Source organism: Actinocorallia populi (assembly GCF_002995495.1).
GTDB lineage: Bacteria > Actinomycetota > Actinomycetes > Streptosporangiales > Streptosporangiaceae > Actinocorallia > Actinocorallia populi.
Window position 1 is genome coordinate 12,324 of the sequence record NZ_PVZV01000008.1, and the last position, 17,932, is coordinate 30,255.

13 protein-coding genes and 2 pseudogenes are annotated in these 17,932 nt (G+C 69.6%); 10 read left to right on the forward strand and 5 right to left on the reverse strand.

The features are described from left to right. Nucleotides 1-105: 105 nt before the first annotated feature. From C2865_RS29480 to C2865_RS29490, 3 genes are all read left to right on the forward strand, one after another. On the forward strand, nucleotides 106-1,437 hold the full coding sequence (locus C2865_RS29480) for an FAD-binding oxidoreductase (protein WP_106401890.1): 1,332 nt from the start codon (nucleotides 106-108) through the stop codon (nucleotides 1,435-1,437). Then, nucleotides 1,434-2,696, forward strand: a complete 1,263-nt coding sequence (locus tag C2865_RS29485) for a class I SAM-dependent methyltransferase (RefSeq protein ID WP_106401891.1) — start codon at nucleotides 1,434-1,436, stop codon at nucleotides 2,694-2,696. The genes C2865_RS29480 and C2865_RS29485 overlap by 4 nt, the downstream gene beginning before the upstream one ends. 486 nt (nucleotides 2,697-3,182) lie before the next feature. After that, entirely contained in the window at nucleotides 3,183-4,028 is an 846-nt protein-coding gene (locus tag C2865_RS29490; protein ID WP_106401892.1) for a hypothetical protein, read from the forward strand. Nucleotides 4,029-4,307: 279 nt separating this feature from the next. Here C2865_RS29490 and C2865_RS29495 read toward each other — a convergent pair whose 3' ends face one another. Together C2865_RS29495 and C2865_RS29500 are read right to left on the reverse strand one after the other, a co-directional pair. Then, complete coding sequence (locus tag C2865_RS29495; protein ID WP_106401893.1) at nucleotides 4,308-5,558, reverse strand: cytochrome P450; 1,251 nt, start codon at nucleotides 5,556-5,558, stop codon at nucleotides 4,308-4,310. 76 nt (nucleotides 5,559-5,634) lie between these two features. Continuing rightward, nucleotides 5,635-6,495, reverse strand: a complete 861-nt coding sequence (locus C2865_RS29500; protein ID WP_106401894.1) for an alpha/beta fold hydrolase — start codon at nucleotides 6,493-6,495, stop codon at nucleotides 5,635-5,637. A 168-nt stretch (nucleotides 6,496-6,663) separates the two neighbouring features. Between C2865_RS29500 and C2865_RS29505 the strand changes: the two genes are divergently transcribed. Then, a complete protein-coding gene (locus C2865_RS29505; protein ID WP_106401895.1) occupies nucleotides 6,664-8,025 on the forward strand; it encodes an aspartate aminotransferase family protein in 1,362 nt (453 codons plus the stop codon). Nucleotides 8,026-8,103: 78 nt separating this feature from the next. After that, on the forward strand, nucleotides 8,104-9,657 hold the full coding sequence (locus C2865_RS29510) for a GMC family oxidoreductase (RefSeq protein ID WP_198653707.1): 1,554 nt from the start codon (nucleotides 8,104-8,106) through the stop codon (nucleotides 9,655-9,657). A gap of 48 nt (nucleotides 9,658-9,705) precedes the next feature. Here C2865_RS29510 and C2865_RS29515 read toward each other — a convergent pair whose 3' ends face one another. Next, entirely contained in the window at nucleotides 9,706-11,250 is a 1,545-nt protein-coding gene (locus tag C2865_RS29515; protein ID WP_106401897.1) for a long-chain-fatty-acid--CoA ligase, read from the reverse strand. A gap of 264 nt (nucleotides 11,251-11,514) precedes the next feature. On the opposite strand from C2865_RS29515, the pseudogene leuS reads away from it, so the two are divergent. Further along, a pseudogene (gene leuS, locus C2865_RS29520) lies at nucleotides 11,515-13,851 on the forward strand (leucine--tRNA ligase); the annotation flags it as partial. Here leuS and C2865_RS41910 read toward each other — a convergent pair. After that, nucleotides 13,800-14,030, reverse strand: a pseudogene (locus tag C2865_RS41910) (hypothetical protein); the annotation flags it as partial. The pseudogenes leuS and C2865_RS41910 overlap by 52 nt on opposite strands. A gap of 38 nt (nucleotides 14,031-14,068) precedes the next feature. Between C2865_RS41910 and C2865_RS29525 the strand changes: the two are divergent. The 3 genes from C2865_RS29525 (at nucleotide 14,069) to C2865_RS29535 (ending at nucleotide 16,284) form a co-directional block, all read left to right on the forward strand. Beyond that, nucleotides 14,069-14,632, forward strand: coding sequence for a transcriptional regulator (locus C2865_RS29525; RefSeq protein WP_106401899.1), 564 nt, complete (start codon nucleotides 14,069-14,071; stop codon nucleotides 14,630-14,632). Beyond that, complete coding sequence (locus C2865_RS29530; RefSeq protein WP_106401900.1) at nucleotides 14,625-15,467, forward strand: SRPBCC family protein; 843 nt, start codon at nucleotides 14,625-14,627, stop codon at nucleotides 15,465-15,467. Before C2865_RS29525 ends, C2865_RS29530 begins: the two co-directional genes overlap by 8 nt. 109 nt (nucleotides 15,468-15,576) lie before the next feature. After that, the gene (locus C2865_RS29535) at nucleotides 15,577-16,284 is read left to right on the forward strand and encodes a nucleotidyltransferase family protein (RefSeq protein WP_232835868.1); all 708 of its coding nucleotides are present in this window, start codon (nucleotides 15,577-15,579) and stop codon (nucleotides 16,282-16,284) included. Nucleotides 16,285-16,348: 64 nt separating this feature from the next. Here the strand turns inward: C2865_RS29535 and lexA are convergent, their stop codons facing one another. After that, nucleotides 16,349-17,029 carry a transcriptional repressor LexA gene (gene lexA / locus C2865_RS29540; RefSeq protein WP_106401901.1) on the reverse strand — a complete coding sequence of 227 codons (681 nt, stop codon included), beginning with the start codon at nucleotides 17,027-17,029 and terminating at the stop codon, nucleotides 16,349-16,351. Between the two features lie 396 nt (nucleotides 17,030-17,425). On the opposite strand from lexA, the gene nrdR reads away from it, so the two are divergent. After that, nucleotides 17,426-17,881 (forward strand): transcriptional regulator NrdR, encoded by a 456-nt coding sequence (gene nrdR, locus C2865_RS29545; RefSeq protein WP_106401902.1) that lies wholly within the window; start codon nucleotides 17,426-17,428, stop codon nucleotides 17,879-17,881. Nucleotides 17,882-17,932 lie beyond the last annotated feature (51 nt).

Below are 17,932 nucleotides of genomic sequence, written 5' to 3' on the forward strand. Positions count from 1 at the left end.
GGCATTAATTGCCGGTGGCGAGAGGCGCCAAATGAGCGTAGATCTTTTCTGGGGAGACAGGTTTGCGCTCACCGGCGGATGTGAAGATCGGAGGGGGAGGCACCCATGCTCATAGTCGGATCCTCACATGACGAGGCGGTCGCCGCGCTGCGCGCGTCCTATTCCGCGATCCCGCCGGGCTCTCCGGTGCGGCTGGCCAAGACGACCTCGAACCTGTTCCGTTTCCGGGACGCCCCGGCCGCGCCGGGCCTGGACGTGGGCGGGTTCGACAGGGTGCTGGAGGTGCGCGGCGACACCGCCGTCGTCCAGGGGATGACCACCTACGAGGACCTGGTGGCCGAGACGCTGCGCCACGGCATGATGCCGACGGTGGTCCCGCAGCTGAAGACCATCACCCTGGGCGGGGCCGTCACGGGCCTGGGCATCGAGTCGACGTCGTTCCGGCTGGGCCTGCCGCACGAGGCCGTCCGGGAGATGGACGTCCTCACCGGGGACGGCCGGATCGTCACCGCCCGCCGCGACAACGAGCACGCCGACCTCTTCTACGGCTTCCCCAACTCCTACGGAACGCTCGGGTACGCGCTGAAGCTCACGATCGACCTCATCCCGGTGAAGCCGTTCGTGAAGCTGAGACACCTGCGGTTCTCCGACGCCGCCGAGGCGTCGCGGGCCATCCTGGAGATCGAGGACGCCGACTTCCTGGACGGCACGGTGTTCGGGCCGGACGAGGTCTACCTGACGGTGGGCACGTTCACCGACAGCGCGCCCTACCTGTCGGACTACACCGGGCAGCGGATCTACTTCCGCTCCGTCCAGGAGCGTTCGATCGACTTCCTGACCGTGCACGACTACCTGTGGCGCTGGGACACCGACTGGTTCTGGTGCTCGGGCGCCTTCGGGCTGCAGCGCCCCTGGGTGCGCCGGATGTGGCCGGACTCCCGCAAGCGCTCCGACGTCTACCGCAGGCTCGTCGCGCTGGACAAGCGCACCCACCTCACCGCGCGGATCGACCGCTGGACGGGCAGGCCGCCGCGGGAGGACGTCATCCAGGACATCGAGGTCCCCACCGAGCGGCTGCCGGAGTTCCTGGAGTTCTTCCACGAGGAGATCGGCATGAGCCCGGTCTGGCTCTGCCCGCTCAAGGCGAGGGAGAAGTGGCCGCTGTACCCGTTGGAACCCGGCCGCAGCTATGTCAACGTCGGCTTCTGGGGGACCGTCCCCCAGCAGCCGGGAAAGTTGCCCGACCACCACAACCGCCGTATCGAACGTGTGGTGGACGCGCTGGATGGTCACAAATCCCTCTATTCCACCTCTTTCTATACGCGCGATGAATTCTGGCGGCACTACGACGGTGCCACCTATCAGGCGCTCAAGGACGAATACGACCCCGAGCGCCGTTTGTATGATCTCTACGAAAAGTGTGTGAGGGGCACATGACCCTGGCTGAAGTCTTCGAGAAAGTGACACACGGGGAGACCGTTCCGGTCGAGTTCGCGGCCTACGACGGCAGCCGCGCCGGCAGCTCCGACGCCGACGTCCGGATCGAGATCAGGTCGCCCTACGCGGTGTCCTACCTGGTCCGCTCACCCGGCCTCCTCGGTCTGGCCCGCGCCTACGTGGCCGGGCACATCGAGGTGTACGGCGACATGTACACCACCTTGAGCCGGCTCTCCCGCACGCTGAGCGGGCTCACCGTCACCGACCGGCTGAAGGTGCTCGCGAGCGTCGCGGACGACCCGCTGCTGCGGGCCGCCGCCGCCACCAGGATGCCCCCGCCCTCCGTCGAGGTGCGCGGGGCGGGACGGCTGCGGCGGCACAGCAAGAAACGCGACGCCAAGGCCATCAGCCACCACTACGACGTCTCCAACACCTTCTACGCCTGGGTGCTGGGCCCCTCCATGGCCTACACGTGCGCCCTCTACCCCACCCTGGAGACCACCCTCGAGGAGGCGCAGAGCGCCAAGTTCGACCTGGTGGCGCGCAAACTCGGCCTGGAGCCGGGCATGCGCCTGCTGGACATCGGCTGCGGCTGGGGCGGCATGGTCATGCACGCCGCCCGCGAGTACGGGGTCAGGGCACTGGGCGTGACCCTGTCCAAGCAGCAGGCCGAGTGGGCGCAGAAGGCCATCGCCGAGGCAGGGCTGAGCGGGCTGGCCGAGGTGCGCCACCTGGACTACCGGGACGTGCCCGAGGCCGGGTTCGACGCGGTCAGCTCGATCGGCCTGACCGAGCACATCGGGCAGGCGAACATCCCCGGCTACTTCCAGTTCCTGCACCGCAAGCTCAAGCCGGGCGGGCGGCTGCTCAACCACTGCATCACCCGGCCCGACAACACCCAGGAGTCGATCCGCCCGGACGGCTTCATCAACCGGTACGTCTTCCCCGACGGGGAGCTGGAGGGCCCCGGCTTCCTCCTCACCCAGATGAACGACCAGGGTTTCGAGATCCGGCACGAGGAGAACCTCCGCGAGCACTACGCGATGACCCTGCGCGACTGGTGCCGCAACCTGGACGCGCACTGGGACGACGCGGTCGCCGAGGTCGGCTCGGAGACGGCCCGGGTCTGGCGGCTCTACATGGCCGGCTGCCGGCTCGGCTTCGAGCAGAACATGGTGCAGCTGCACCAGATCCTGGGCGTGAAGCTCCCCGCCTCCAAGGAGTCGGGGATGCCGTTGCGCGCCGCCTGGGGCATCTGACCCGGAACACGAGGGCGGGCGGCGGCCGACGGTCCGCCACCCGCCCTCCTGCCCACGGCAGGCGTGCGCCCGTCGGCACACCCCCGCGCGCCGACCACTCACTCCACGAAGAGCCGTGTGCCCGGTGGCGGTCTGGTTGCGGCCGATTGCGCATTGTGCGTGCCGGTTGTCCGCTGGGAAGTCGTGCGCCTGTCGGCTTGCCGCCTGTGGTCGGTCGCGTGTCGACCGCTTCACGAGGAGCCGTGTGCTCGGTGGTCTGGTTGTGGCTGGCTGTGCGTTGTGTGCGCTGGTTGTTCTCTGGGAAGTCGTACGCCCGTCGGCACGCCGCCCATGGTCGATCGCTCCACGAGAAACCGTGTGCTCGGTGGCGGTCGGTTGGGCGCTGGGTGTTCTTCGGGGAGGCGTGCGTCGGCTGCTCGGGGGACTGTCCACAGGAGGCGGGGAGGGGACGCGGGGAATGTCGGTGGGCGGACCTAGCTTGCCGGTATGACGAAGACGCTGATCCTGCCGGTGCCCGAGGTGGTCCACGCCGTGTATCTGGTCGCGGCTCCGCTGTGGATCCCGCCGGAGCCGGGGGCGGGGACGTTAGCGCTGGTCGATGTCGTCGACGGGCGGGAGCCGCCGCTGCCCTGGCTGGTCCAGGCGGGTGAGTGCCCCCGGTGCGCCCGGTGCGGTCTGGAGCACGACAACCCGGTCGTCAGGCGGCTGCGCGAGGCCGGAAGGCATCTGCGGGTCACCGCCACGGGGCCGGCGGCCTGGCCGCCCGACCACCTCACCGTCGCCGCGTCCGTCGCCTACGACCTGGCCGAGCGCACCGGCGGGGTCCTCGTCGACGCCGCCACCGCCGACCTCGAGCCCTGGGCCCGGCCGCCCGACCCCTTCGACGTGCCGGAGGGTTTCGCGGCCGCCGAATGGCTCTCGGTCGCGGGCCTGCCCGACCCGGCGCCGCGCCGCTCCTGGACCCTGTGCACCAGGGGCCTGCGGATCTTCGGCCTCCCCGAGCTCAGGGTCCGGCGTATCACCTCTCGGCAACGATCCGGCTGGACGGAGGTCCTGCTCGCCCTCGCCCAGCGCCTGCTGCGCGAGCACTGGGCGGCGCTGGCCCGCCCCCCGATCCCGGCCTTCCGCGAGTTCCCCGCCGGCCTCGCGGTGACCGCGGCCGACCTGGGCGCGGCCCTGGCCCGCTGCCCGCACGGCAGGGCCCGCACCCGCCTGTCCCTCCGCCTCGATCCCGGCTTCCCGGGCCGTCCCGCCCACCTCACCGTCACCGCCCCCGGTTCCCGGCCCTCCCCGCTCTGGCGCGAGAGGGCCCTCACCGACCTCGGCCTGTGAGTCGGCCGGAGCGGAGAAGGCACCGCCCACCGCCCCACCGCCCGCCGTCGGCCGAGCCGGCGGCGGGCGGCGGGGGTCTGTTGAGCGAATGGCGGGACAGGTTGTTGTCGCTGTTCAGTGATGGTCGCGGGTGAGGCGGCCGTCGAAGGCGAGGTCGAAGGCGCCCAGGGCGGCTTTCCAGCGCCGACCCCAGCGGGCCCGCCCGGTGGCGGGCGGTGGGCGGAGACGGCGGGTGGTGATGGTGGTGGGCGGAGACGGCGGGCGGTGGGGACGGCCCGGTCAGGAGAGGGTGTAGGGCAGGTGCTTGATGCCGTTGATGAAGTTGGAGAAGAGCCGGTCGGGGGTGCCGGCCTTGATCTCGGGGAACTCGGTGAACAGGCGCTGGAACATCACGTTGACCTCCTGGCGGGCCAGGTGGGCGCCCAGGCAGAAGTGCGGGCCGGGGCCGCCGAAGCCGACGTGCGGGTTCGGGGAACGGGTGATGTCGAACCTGTCGGGGTCGGTGAAGACCGACTCGTCGCGGTTCGCCGAGTTGTAGTAGAGGACGAGCTTCTCGCCCTCCTTGATCTCGTGCCCGTTCAGCGTGGTGTCGCGGGTGGCGGTGCGGCGCATCCAGATCACCGGGGAGACGAACCGCACGATCTCCTCGATCGCGCCGGAGACGCGGCCGTCGTAGTCGCTCAGCAGGAGGGCCCGCTGCTCGGGGAAGGCGGTGAACAGGTGCAGCCCGTGCGCGATGGCGTTGCGGGTGGTCTCGTTGCCCGCGACGGCCAGCAGGATGAAGAAGGAGCCCATCTCCTGGTCGGTCAGCGACTCGCCGTCGATGTTGGCGTTGATGAGCTGGGAGACCAGGTCGTCGCCGTCGCCGCCCCTGCGCTCGCGGGCCAGTTCCTGCACCAGGTTCTGCAGGGACTCGCCGGCCTCCATGAGCTTGGTGAGCATGCCCATGGGGTCGCCCGTCGGCAGGTACTCGGGGTCGTTGCCGGCCAGGATGACGTTGGAGGCGTCGAAGACGGTCCCGTACGCGGACTCCGGGATGGCCATCATCTTGCAGATGATCTGCAGCGGGAGCCGGGCGGCGACGTCGAGGACGAAGTCGCCGGTGCCCTTGCCGGCCTTGAGGTCGGCGATGATCTCCTCGGCGACGGTGTGGATCTGGTCCTCGAACCGCTGCATCATCACCCGCGGGGAGAAGGCGCGGGAGACGATGCGCCGGATCTTGGCGTGCCGCGGGTCGTCCATGACGATCATGGAGCCGAAGTACTCGTGGACGTCGCCCGGCATGTCGGGGATGCTGATCGAGCCCTTGCCGGAGCAGAAGTCCTGGGGGCGCCGCGAGGCCTCGACGAGGTCGGCGTGGGTGACCACGGCCTTGTAGCCGGGGCCCTGCGGCATGATCTCGATCTTCGGCTCTTCGAACGTGACCAGCGTGGGGTGCTCGCGCAGCCGCCGGAATGCCTCGTTCCGTTCGGCGAACGGCCGCTGCCAGAACGACCAGTCGGTCAGGTTGATCTCGTCGACTTCGAGCATGTCCCGATCCTCACTAGAACAACATTCGGTTACGTCATCATGCCAAAGATCTGACGTACGCTGTATGTAACCTGGATCACAGCCAGTCGAGCACCGCCGCGTTGACCTCGGCCGGCCGCTCCACCTGCAGGAAGTGTCCGGCGTCCGCGATGACCTGCGCCTTTGAACCGGGCGGCAGGTGTTTCAGCAGCCCGCCGTCCAGGCCGACCACGTCCGCGCCCAGGCACCCGTCGTCGGCCCCGTGCAGATAGAGGAGCGGGACGGTGCCGACCGAGCCGGCGGCCTCCTGCTCGGCGGCGTAGCGCGGCAGGTGGTGCGTCGCGTCGAGCATCGCCCGGTAGTAGCCGATGGCCGCCGCCCTGTTCTCGGGCGTTCCCAGCGCCGCCATGACGGGGGAGAGGTCCTCTTCGTGCCCCGGCGACCAGTCCCGCCACAGTCCCGTCAGGAACCCCTCGTCCAGTGCCGTCTCCGCCAGCGGCGTCTGGAAGAGGAAGATGTAGAACGACCGCTTGAGCTGCTCGTAGGAGAAGAAGCCCTCCAGCAGCGCGTTGATCGGCGGCAGGGCCATCGTCACCGCCCGCCGCCAGCGTCCGGGCTCGGCGGCCAGGGCCCCGTACGCGGCGGCCGCCCCCCAGTCGTGCCCGATGAGGACGGCCGACCCGTCTCCGCCCAGGGCCTCGTGCAGCGCGTTGGCGTCCGCGGCCAGCGCGCCGGTCTGGTAGGCGCCGTCCGCGGGCAGGGAGGTGGGCGCGTACCCGCGCATGTAGGGGGCGGCCACCCGGTAGCCGCGCCCGGCCAGGGCGGCGCTCAGGTGCCGCCAGCTGTGCGGGGTGTCGGGGAAGCCGTGGAGCAGCAGGGCCAGCGGCCCGCTGGAGGGGCCGGCCGTCAGGCAGCCGAACTCCAGCCCGTTCGCCTGGATCGTGGTGATCTCGCTCATGGCGGTGACGCTACCTCCGCGGGGCGGGGCCGGAGTGCCCCGGCGGGGTCTCGCACCCGCGAGAGCCTTCGGATATCGTTGGTGAAAGCAGAGATTCTGCGTGTTTCAGTGTTTCGAGCGGGTTAAGACCGCGAAATAAGTCGTCCTGATCGTATTGGGGTAGCTGTGATGAACGACCCACAGGCAGCGGCCAGGGATCACCTGTGGCTGCACTTCACCCGCCACTCGACCTACGAGAACGGCGGCGAGGTGCCGGTGATCGTCCGGGGTGACGGCGCCTACATCTACGACGACAAGGGCAGGAAGTACTTCGACGGCCTCTCCGGCCTGTTCGTGGTGCAGGCGGGGCACGGCCGCGCCGAGCTCGCCAGGGCCGGCGCCGAGCAGGCCTCCGAACTGGCCTTCTTCCCGCTGTGGTCCTACGCCCACCCCAAGGCCATCGAGCTGGGCGAGCGGCTGGCCGCCGCGGCCCCCGGCGACCTGAACCGCGTCTTCTTCACCACCGGCGGCGGCGAGGCCGTCGAGTCGGCGTGGAAGCTGGCCAAGCACTACTTCAAGCTCACCGGCAAACCGGGCAAGCACAAGGTGCTGAGCCGGGCCACCGCCTACCACGGCACCACCCAGGGCGCGCTGTCGATCACCGGCGTGCCGGCGTTCAAGGCGCCCTACGAACCGCTGGTGCCCTCCACCTTCCGGGTGCCCAACACCAACCACTACCGGGCCCCCGTGCACTCCGACGACGCCGAGGCCTTCGGCCGCTGGGCCGCCGACCGCATCGAGGAGGCCATCCTCTTCGAGGGCCCCGACACCGTCGCGGCGTTCTTCGTCGAGCCCGTCCAGAACGCGGGCGGCTGCTTCCCGCCGCCGCCCGGCTACTTCCAGCGGGTCCGCGAGATCTGCGACAGGTACGACGTGCTGCTGGTCTCCGACGAGGTCATCTGCGCCTACGGGCGCCTGGGCACCATGTTCGGCGCGCAGAAGTACGGCTACCAGCCCGACATCATCACCACCGCCAAGGGCCTGACCTCCGGCTACTCGCCGCTCGGCGCGATGCTCGTCAGCGACCGGCTGTTCGAGCCCTTCAAGACGGGCGAGACGATGTTCGCCCACGGCTACACCTTCGGCGGGCACCCCGTCTCGTCGGCGGTCGCCCTGGCCAACCTCGACCTGTTCGAGCGCGAGGACCTGCTGGGCAACGTCCGGCGCAACGAGAGCGTCTTCCGCGCCACCCTGGAGAAGCTGCTCGACCTGCCGATTGTCGGCGACGTGCGGGGCGACGGCTACTTCTACGGCATCGAGCTCGTCAAGGACAAGGCCACCAAGGAGACCTTCGACGCCGAGGAGTCAGAGCGGCTGCTGCGCGGGTTCCTGTCCAAGGCGCTCTACGACTCCGGCCTGTACTGCCGCGCCGACGACCGCGGCGACCCCGTCATCCAGCTCAGCCCGCCGCTGATCTGCGGCCCCGAGCACTTCGAGGAGATCGAGCAGAAGCTGCGTTCGGTCCTCACCGAGGCGTGGGCGAAGATCTGACGTCCGGATGCTGGACAGCTCCTCCGGGAAGGCGGGATAGTCCGGGGAAGATCCCGCGCCATGCCCCGGAGGAGCACTGTGCAGTACGACTACGTGATCGTCGGAGCCGGTTCGGCGGGCTGCGCCCTGGCCGCACGGCTGTCGGAGGACCCCGGCGTCACCGTCGCCCTGATCGAGGCCGGAGGGCAGGACGACAGGAGGGAGTTCCAGGTCCCGGCGGCCTTCCCCAAGCTCTTCCGGACCGAGGCGGACTGGGACTTCTCCACCGTCGGGCAGGAGGCGCTGGCCGGACGCGAGCTGTACTGGCCGCGCGGACGCGTCCTGGGCGGCTCCTCCAGCATCAACGCGATGATGTGGGTGCGCGGCACCAGGGAGGACTACGACGGCTGGGAGGTCCCGGGCTGGTCGTACGACGAGGTCCTCCCGTACTTCCGGAAGGCCGAACGCCGCGTCGGATCCAACGCGGGCGGCGTCTACGGCACCGAGGGCCCGCTGCACATCGAGGAGCTGCGCGACCCGAACGTCACCACCAAGGCGTTCCTGAAGGCCTGCGACGAGTCGGGATACCGCAGGCTGGACGAGCTGAACGGCCCGTCGAACGAGGGGTACGCCCAGACGCCCGTCACGCAGAAGAAGGGCCGCCGCTGGAGCACCTACGACGCCTTCCTCAAACCCGTCCTGCACCGGCCGAACCTCACCGTCATCACCGACGTGCAGGTCTCCCGCATCCTCGTCGAGGACGGCAGGGCCGCCGGCGTCGTCCACGGCGGCCAGGAGCTCCGCGCGGTCAGGGAGGTCGTCCTCTGCGCCGGGACCGTCGGTTCCCCGCACCTGCTGATGCTCTCGGGCATCGGGGATCCCGAGCACCTGGCCGAGCACGGCATCGGCGTGGCCCATCCGCTCCCGGCCGTCGGGCAGGGGCTCCAGGACCACCTGTCCATCGGTGTCTTCCGCAGGTGCCCGAAGAAGGTCACGCTGTCCGGCGCCGAGACCGCGGCGAACCTGGTGAAGTACCTCACCCTGCGCAAAGGCCCGTTCACCACGAACGTGGGCGAGGCCGTGGCGTTCCTGCGCAGCGATCCGGCGCTGCCCGCGGCGGACCTGGAGCTGATCTTCGCGCCCGTCCCGTTCATCCGGCACGGCCTGGACAGGGACGCCGCCAAGGACGAGGGCATCACCATCGGCGTCATCCTGCTGCAGCCCGACAGCGTCGGCTCCCTGCGCCTGGCCTCGGCCGACCCGGCCGACCCTCCCCTGATCGACGCCGCCTACCTGACCGGGGAGAGCGACCTCAAGCGCCTGGTCCACGGCATCCGCGAGGCCGAGAGGCTGCTGGACACCGAGGCGCTCCGCCCGTACGCCGCGGAGAACTACCCGCCCTACCCCGGCGCCGCCGACGACGAACTGCTGGAGAAGCACGTCAGGGAGAACTGCGAGACCCTCTACCACCCGGTCGGTACCTGCCGCATGGGCATCGAGGAGACCTCGGTCGTCGATCCCGAGCTGCGCGTGCGCGGCGTGCGCGGCCTGCGCGTCGCCGACGCCTCGGTCATGCCGCGGATCATCCGCGGCCACACCCACGCCCCCGCCGTCATGATCGCCGAGAAGGCCGCCGACCTCATCAGGGGCTGAACAGGGGAAAGGGCCCCTCCCGCCGGGAGGGGCCCTTCCTCACGGGTCCTAGCGCAGCTCGCGCTTGAGGATCTTGCCGCTGGCGGTCATCGGCAGCTCGTCGCGGAACTCCACGATCCGCGGGTACTTGTAGTTGGCGAACTGCTCCTTGCCCCAGGCGACCAGCTCCGCCTCGGTGACCTCGGCGCCGGGCTTGCGGATGACGTACGCCTTGATCTCCTCGCCGTGGCTGTCGTGCGGGACGCCCACGACCGCGGCCAGCGAGACGGCCGGGTGGGTCATGAGGACCTCTTCGACCTCGCGCGGGTAGACGTTGTAGCCGCCGCGGATGATCATGTCCTTGGAGCGGTCGACGATGAAGTAGTAGCCCTCGTCGTCGCGGCGGGCCAGGTCGCCGGTGCGGAACCAGCCGTCCTTGATCGCCTCGGCGGTGGCCTCGGGCCGCTTGTAGTAGCCCTTCATGATGTTGTGGCCGCGGATGGCGATCTCACCGGGGCCCTCGCCCTCGACGGTGTTCCACTCGTCGTCGATCAGCTTCATCTCGACGCCCCAGATCGGCAGGCCGATCGAGCCGGGCTTGGTGGGCCGGTCAGGGCGGTTGAACGACGCCACCGGGGAGGTCTCCGACAGGCCGTAGCCCTCCAGGACGTCCACCCCGAACTTGTTCTTGACGCCCTTGAGGATCTCCAGCGGCAGCGCGGCGCCACCGGAGACGGCCACCCGCAGGTTGGCGGTGATCTCCTTGACGTCGTCCTCGGAGGTGTCGTCCATCAGCAGCGCCCACCACATGGTCGGCACGCCGGCGAACATGTTGACCTTCTCCTTGACCATCAGCTCGACGGCCGCCTTGACCTCGAACCGCGGCACCAGCGCGAGCGTGGCGCGGCGGTAGATGCCGGTGTTCATCACGCAGGTCTGGCCGAAGATGTGGAACAGCGGCAGCGTCACCATGAAGGTGTCGTGCAGGGTCCGGGAGAACAGGCCGTCGGAGACCATCGCGTTCATCATCATGTTGCCGTGCGAGAGCTCGGCGCCCTTGGGCTGCCCGGTGGTGCCGGAGGTGTAGAGCACCACGGCGGTGTCGGTCGGCTCGGTGGCGACCGACTCGAAGGTGCCGGGCTGCCCGTTCAGCGCCGCCCAGAACAGCTCCGCGCCGTCGAAGGGGGTCTCGGTGGCGGCCGGGTTCGCCGGCAGGACCACGAAGCGCTCGCAGCCGTCGGCCTGCTGGTAGCCGGCGTACCCGGCCTCGCCGATCGGCAGCTCGGGGGTGCCCTCGAAGCAGAAGAGCGCCCTGGCGTCGGAGTCGCCGAGGTGGTAGGCGACCTCGCGGGGCTTGAGGAGGACGTTCAGCGGGACGACGACCGCGCCGGCCTTGAGGATCCCGAAGTAGACCATCGGGAAGTAGGGCAGGTTCGGGCAGGAGATCGCGACCTTGTCGCCCGGCTGGATGCCCCAGGAGACCAGCAGGTTGGCGACCTGGTTGGCGACCGTGTTGACGAAGGAGTACGACAGCCGCATCTCGCCGAAGACCAGGGCGTCCCGGTCAGGGGTCTCTCGCGCGGCGTCTTCGATCAGCACGGACAGGTTGAGCATGGTGTCTCTCTCCCGGGACTCGGTCGCATACTTTACGTGCGGGTAACCCATCCAACCGGGAACCGGGGGGTGGCGTCCAGAGGCAAATGAGGCGTATGTCTCAACCCACCTTGGCCGGGTTGCCGTTGCGCTATTCTTAAGGTATGCGATCGAGGCTGCTTCTCAGCCCGCCGCGCTGACGACGAAGAACCAGCGTGGCCGCCCCTCCCTGCGTGAGGGGCTTCTTCATTTGACTTGAAGCAGGAACCGGAAAAGGGAACCCCAGTGAGCGACGAAGAGCAGCAGTACGACCCCCGTGCCGTCCAGGAGAAGTGGCAGGCCCGCTGGGCGGAGCTCGGCACCTTCGCCGCCAGCGACGACCCGGCGGATCCGCGCGAGCGGCGCTACGTGGTCGACATGTTCCCCTATCCGTCGGGCGACCTGCACATGGGCCACGGCGAGGTCTTCGCCATCGGCGATGTGATCGCGCGGTACTGGTTCCACCGGGGCTACAACGTGCTGCACCCGATCGGCTGGGACTCCTTCGGCCTGCCCGCGGAGAACGCCGCGATCAAGCGCAACGCCCACCCCGCGGAGTGGACGTACGCCAACATCGAGACGCAGGCCAACTCCTTCCGGCGTTACGGCATCTCCTTCGACTGGTCCCGGCGGCTGCACACCAGCGACCCCGAGTACTACAAGTGGAACCAGTGGCTGTTCACCCGGTTCTTCGAGCGCGGTCTGGCCTACCGCAAAGGCGGTCTGGTCAACTGGTGCCCCAACGACCAGACGGTGCTGGCCAACGAGCAGGTCGTCAACGGCAAATGCGAGCGCTGCGGCGCCGACGTCGTGCGGCGCGAGCTGACCCAGTGGTACTTCAAGATCACTGACTACGCGCAGCGGCTGCTGGACGACATGAAGCAGATCGAGGGCGGCTGGTCCGACCGGGTGCTGACGATGCAGCGCAACTGGATCGGCCGCTCCGAGGGCGCCGACGTCACCTTCGAGATCGAGGGCCATAGGCCCGTCACCGTCTACACCACCCGGCCCGACACGCTGTACGGCGCGACGTTCTTCGTCGTGGCCGCGGACGCCCCGCTGGCCGAGGAGATCGTCAGCGATGAGCAGCGCCCGGCGCTGAAGGCGTACCAGGCCGAGGTCGCCAAGCTGAGCGACATCGACCGGCTGTCCACGGAGAAGGAGAAGACCGGCGTCTTCCTGGGCGTGCACGCGGTCAATCCGGTCAACGGCGAGCGCCTGCCGGTCTGGGCCGCCGACTACGTGCTGGCCGACTACGGGCACGGCGCGATCATGGCGGTGCCCGCGCACGACCAGCGCGACCTGGACTTCGCCAAGGCCTTCGACCTGCCGGTCAAGGTCGTCCTGGAGACCGGGGCCGAGGACCCGGCTGTCACCGGCGTCGCCACCCCGGGTGAGGGCAGACTGGTCGGCTCCGGTCCGCTGGACGGGCTGGGCAAGGCCGAGGCCATCTCCAGGATCATCGGCGTTCTGGAGGAGAAGGGGCTGGGCCGCGGCACGGTCAACTTCCGGCTGCGCGACTGGCTGCTGTCCCGCCAGCGCTTCTGGGGCACGCCGATTCCGATCATCCACTGCCCGGACTGCGGCGAGGTGCCCGTCCCGGACGCGGACCTGCCCGTCAGGCTGCCGGACGACCTGCGCGGCGCCGATCTGGCGCCCAAGGGGGTCTCGCCGCTGGCCGCCGCCGAGAGCTGGGTCAACGTTCCCTGTCCGAAGTGCGGCGGCGCGGCCAAGCGCGACACCGACACCATGGACACCTTCGTCGACTCGTCCTGGTACTTCCTGCGCTACACCTCGCCGGGCTACGCCGAGGGCCCGTTCGACCCGGCGAAGGTGAAGCAGTGGATGCCGGCCGACCAGTACATCGGCGGCATCGAGCACGCGGTCATGCACCTGCTGTACTGCCGGTTCTTCACCAAGGTGCTCTATGACATGGGCATGGTGGACTTCACCGAGCCCTTCACCCGGCTGCTGAACCAGGGCCAGGTCATCAACCAGGGCAAGGCGATGTCCAAGTCCCTGGGCAACGGGGTGGACCTGGGACAGCAGATCGACGACTTCGGCGTGGACGCGGTCCGGCTGACCATGCTGTTCGGCGGCCCGCCGGAGGAGGACATCGACTGGGCGGACGTCTCGCCCGCGGCCTCCCAGAAGTTCCTGGCCCGCGCCTACCGGGTGATGTCGGAGGTCGCCAGCGAGCCCGGCGTCGACTTCTCCGGCGGCGACGTGGAGCTGCGCCGCGTCACCCACCGCACGATCGACGAGGTCACCCGGCTGGTCGAGGCGTACCGGTTCAATGTGGCGGTCGCCCGCATGATGGAGCTGACGTCGGCGGCACGCAAGGCCATCGACTCCGGTCCCGGCGCCGCCGACCCGGCCGTCCGCGAGGCGGCCGAGACCCTGGCGCTGCTGCTGTCGATCATCGCTCCGTTCATCACCGAGGAAGGCTGGGAGAAGCTGGGCCACAGCGGCTCCATCGCCCGCGTGCCGTGGCCGGTCGCCGACCCGGCGCTGCTGGTCCAGGAGACGGTGACGTGCGTCGTGCAGGTCACCGGCAAGGTCCGCGACCGGCTGGAGGTCCCGCCGGAGATCTCCGAGGCCGAGCTGGAGAAGCTGGCCCTGGCCTCGGAGAAGGTGCAGGCCGCGATCGGCGACGGCACCGTCCGCCGGGTCATCGTCCGCGCCCCGAAGATCGTCAACATCGTCGTCTGACGCTCGCCGAAGGGCCGTCCCGCACGGGGCGGCCCTTCTTCCGGCCCCATTGACAAAATCTATTTTTACATAAAAACTTGGCTTTGCGATGAGAGACATCCTGTACCTGGAGCAGATCGAGCAGGCCGAGACCCTGTTCAAGCCGCAGCGCATCGAGGTGCTGCGGCTGCTGGCCGAGCCCCGCACCTGCGGGGAGGTCGCGCAGCACCTCGGCCAGTCCAAGCAGCGCGTGTACTACCACGTGAAGCTGCTGGAGGAGGCGGGGCTGGTCGCCCGGGTGGCCGAACGCAGGGTCCGCGCCGTCCACGAGGGCGTCTACCAGGCGACCGCCCGGTCGTACTGGCTGTCCCCCCGGCTGGTGGGCCGGATCGGCGGGCTGCGCGAGGCGAGGGACGCGATGAGCCTCGGCTACCTGCTCGACCTCATGGAAGAGGTGCAGGAGGACGTCGCCAAGCTCGACCCCGCCGTGTCCGAGCTCCCCTCCTTCGGCGTCTCCGGTCAGATCCGGATCGCGCCGGAGCGGCGGCAGGAGTTCCTGGACGAGTTGCGGGACACCCTGCAAGGCCTGTTCGCGCGCTACGGCGGGGCCGAAGGCGACGCCTTCAAGCTCGCGGTGGCCTGCTACCCGAAAGCGGAGGAAGAAGATGACTGAGTCGATGAAGATCGTCGCCCGGACCACCGCGTCCCCCAAGGAGGTCCACCACGCGCTCACCGACGCCGCGACGCTGCGCGGATGGCTGGCCGAGCACGCCCGGGTCGAGCTGCCCGAGAGGTACGAGTTCTGGGGTCGTTACACCCCCCGGGGCGACGTGCCGCGGCAGCGGCTCCTGCACGTCGACGACCTGACGCTCCGGTTCGCCTGGACGCTCGACGGCGTGGAGCGGACCACGGAGTTCGCCCTGGCGGAGCAGGACGGCGGGGGCACCCTGATCACGATCGCGCAGGAGGGCATCGACCCCGGCCTGGCGGAGCGGGAGGAAGGCGTCAAGAACGTGCTCTTCACGTTCTGGTACCTGGCCTCGGCCAACCTCGTCGACCTGGTGGAAGGCCGTCCCGTCACCGGCTGGTGCGACTTCACCGACGGCGACCTGCGGGCCGAGGTCGAGATCGCCGCCCCAAGGGAGCGTGTCTACGACGCGCTGACCGACGGGGAGAAGGCCACCGAGTGGTTCGGGTACCCGATCGGCATCGAGCCGTTCGTGGGCGGCCGCTACGCCATGGGCGGCCTGGAGGACGACCACGGCGGCGCCCGGATCGTGGACCTGGAGCCCGGCCGGAGGATGGGCGTCGACTGGGGCGCGGACATGGGCGTCACCACCTGGGAGCTGGCCGACTCCGGCGGGGGCACCAGGCTGACGTTCGTCCAGAGCGGATTCGACGACGGCGACCAGGTGTTCGCCGGATGGTGCGGTTCGGTCTCGGGCTTGGCGGAGCTGCGCCGGTACCTGGAGTTCCCCGACTGGCGGTCCATCTGGGTGACCGCCTGACGATTCTTCGACAGTTCTCAGCGAAACGTAACAAACAGTCAGATCCTGGTCATTCAGGTGTAACGTCCGTCCGGCAGGGTGGAACCGTCCAGACGAAGGAGGTTCCACCGTGACCCACGTGCGGCAGGCCGTGATCCTGGCCGGCGGCAACGCCACCCGGCTGCGGCCGTACACCGACCGCGTCCCCAAGGCGCTCGTCGACGTCGGCGGAAGGCCGATCCTCGAGCACCAGGTCGAGTGGCTGGCGGCCGAGGGCGTCGAGCACGTGGTGGTCTCCTGCGGGTACCTCGCCGAGATGATGCGGCGCCACGTGCTGGGCCGGACCTTCCCGCTGCGCGTGAGCCTGGCGGTGGAGGAGCGGCCGCTGGGCCGGGGCGGCGGGCTGAAGCACGCGGCCCGCTCGCTGCCCTTCGCCGACGAGCCCTGGCTGGGGCTCAACGGCGACATCCTCACCCGTTTCCCGCTGGCGGACCTGGTGCGCCAGCACGCCGACTCCGGGGCGCTGGCGACCCTGGGCGTGACCGCGCTGAAGTCGCCCTACGGCATCGTCGACATTGCCGCGGACGGGCGCATCACCGGTTTCGACGAGGCGCCGGTGCTGCCGCACTGGATCAACGCCGGGATCTACCTCTTCGAGCCGGGCATGCGCGGGCTGCTGCCCGACCTCGGCGACCACGAGACCGCGACCTTCCCCCGCCTCGCCGCCGGGGGAAGGCTCGGCGCCTACGAGATCGACGGTTACTGGCGCGGCATCGACACCGCCAAGGACCTCAAGGAGGCCAACCGCGACCTGCGTGCCCTCGGCTGGGCCGCCTGAACGGCGGGCGGCACGACGGAGGCCGCCCCCGCATCACGCGGGGGCGGCTTCGGCGTCGGCGCCGTCAGATCTTGCGCAGGACCGCGACGACCTTGCCCAGGACGCTGGAGGAGTCACCGGGGATGGGGTCGTAGGACGGGTTCTGCGGCAGCAGCCAGACGTGCCCGTCCTGGCGCTTGAAGGTCTTGACCGTGGCCTCGCCGTCGATCATCGCGGCCACGATGTCGCCGTTGTCGGCGTCGGGCTGCTGGCGCACCACGACCCAGTCGCCGTCGGTGATGGCCGCGTCGATCATCGAGTCGCCCTGCACCTGCAGGAGGTAGTGCTCGCCCTCGCCGATGAGCTGCTTGGGCAGCGTGAAGACGTCCTCGATGGACTCCTCGGCCAGGATCGGCCCGCCGGCCGCGATCCGGCCCACCAGCGGCACGTACGCCGGGACGGGGCCCTCCTCGTAGGAGGAGGCCGGGTCGGTGGCGCGCACCGGGCGGCCGCCGGGCACGCGCACCTCCACCGCGCGGGGGCGGTTGGGGTCACGGCGCAGGAAGCCCTTGCGCTGCAGGGTGCGCAGCTGGTGCGAGACGCTGGAGGTGCTGGTCAGCCCGACCGCCTCGCCGATCTCGCGCATCGACGGCGGGTAGCCGCGCCGCTGGACGGAGTCCCGGATCACTTCGAGCACCATGCGCTGGCGCTGGGTGAGGCCGGTCTCGTCCAGGGGTTCCTCAGGCGTCTGAGAGACCTTGCCCATGGCGCCTTCGCCTCCTGTCTCGTGTGCTCTTCGTCTGCCCTCGCCGGGACGGCTCGCGCGACAGCACGTTAGCGCGTTCCCGGACAATGATCAAACAATTGTTCGAGATTGGTGCGGCCGATCCGCGCGAACCGCTCGGTTTATCGTACATCCGTTCTATCGAAAGGGGATTCGAGGAATGCTTCAAGAAATGGGTGTTTCCGCGCCGCGCCGCGACACGCCGCAGGGGTCCGTGTGACCAGGCTCTACCGCGGGGACGGGCGTTCCGGCTTGCGAAGGGGGTGCCGGGGGCTTAGGTTTGGACCACAACATCTAGTAGTTACACGGATGTAACTCTCCATAAGTTGTGGTCTCCTGGCGAATAGTTGACCCCGGTCCATGGGAAGGAGCAGGGACGTGCACTGTCCATTCTGCCGTCACCCCGACAGCCGGGTGATCGACAGCCGGTCCACCGAGGACGGCGCCGCCATCCGGCGCCGCCGCTCCTGTCCCGAGTGCGGCAAGCGGTTCACCACCCAGGAGACCGTGCTCCAGATGGTGGCCAAGCGCAGCGGGGTGACCGAGCCGTTCATGCGGGAGAAGATCATCGCCGGGGTGCGCAGGGCCTGCCAGGGCCGCCCGGTCGACGAGGACGCGCTCGCCCTGCTGGGGCAGAAGGTCGAGGAGGCCATCCGGGCCACCGGTGCCGCCGAGATCCAGTCCCACGGGATCGGCCTGGCGATCCTCGGGCCCCTGCGGGAGCTCGACGAGGTCGCCTACCTGCGCTTCGCCTCGGTCTACCGGGGCTTCGAGTCGATCGACGACTTCGAGAAAGAGATCAACGCCCTGCGTGGCCGGGACTCGCCGGAATGAGGAAGCCGGCGAATCCGCTGTAGACACCGCGGGCGCACAGTTGAAAACACA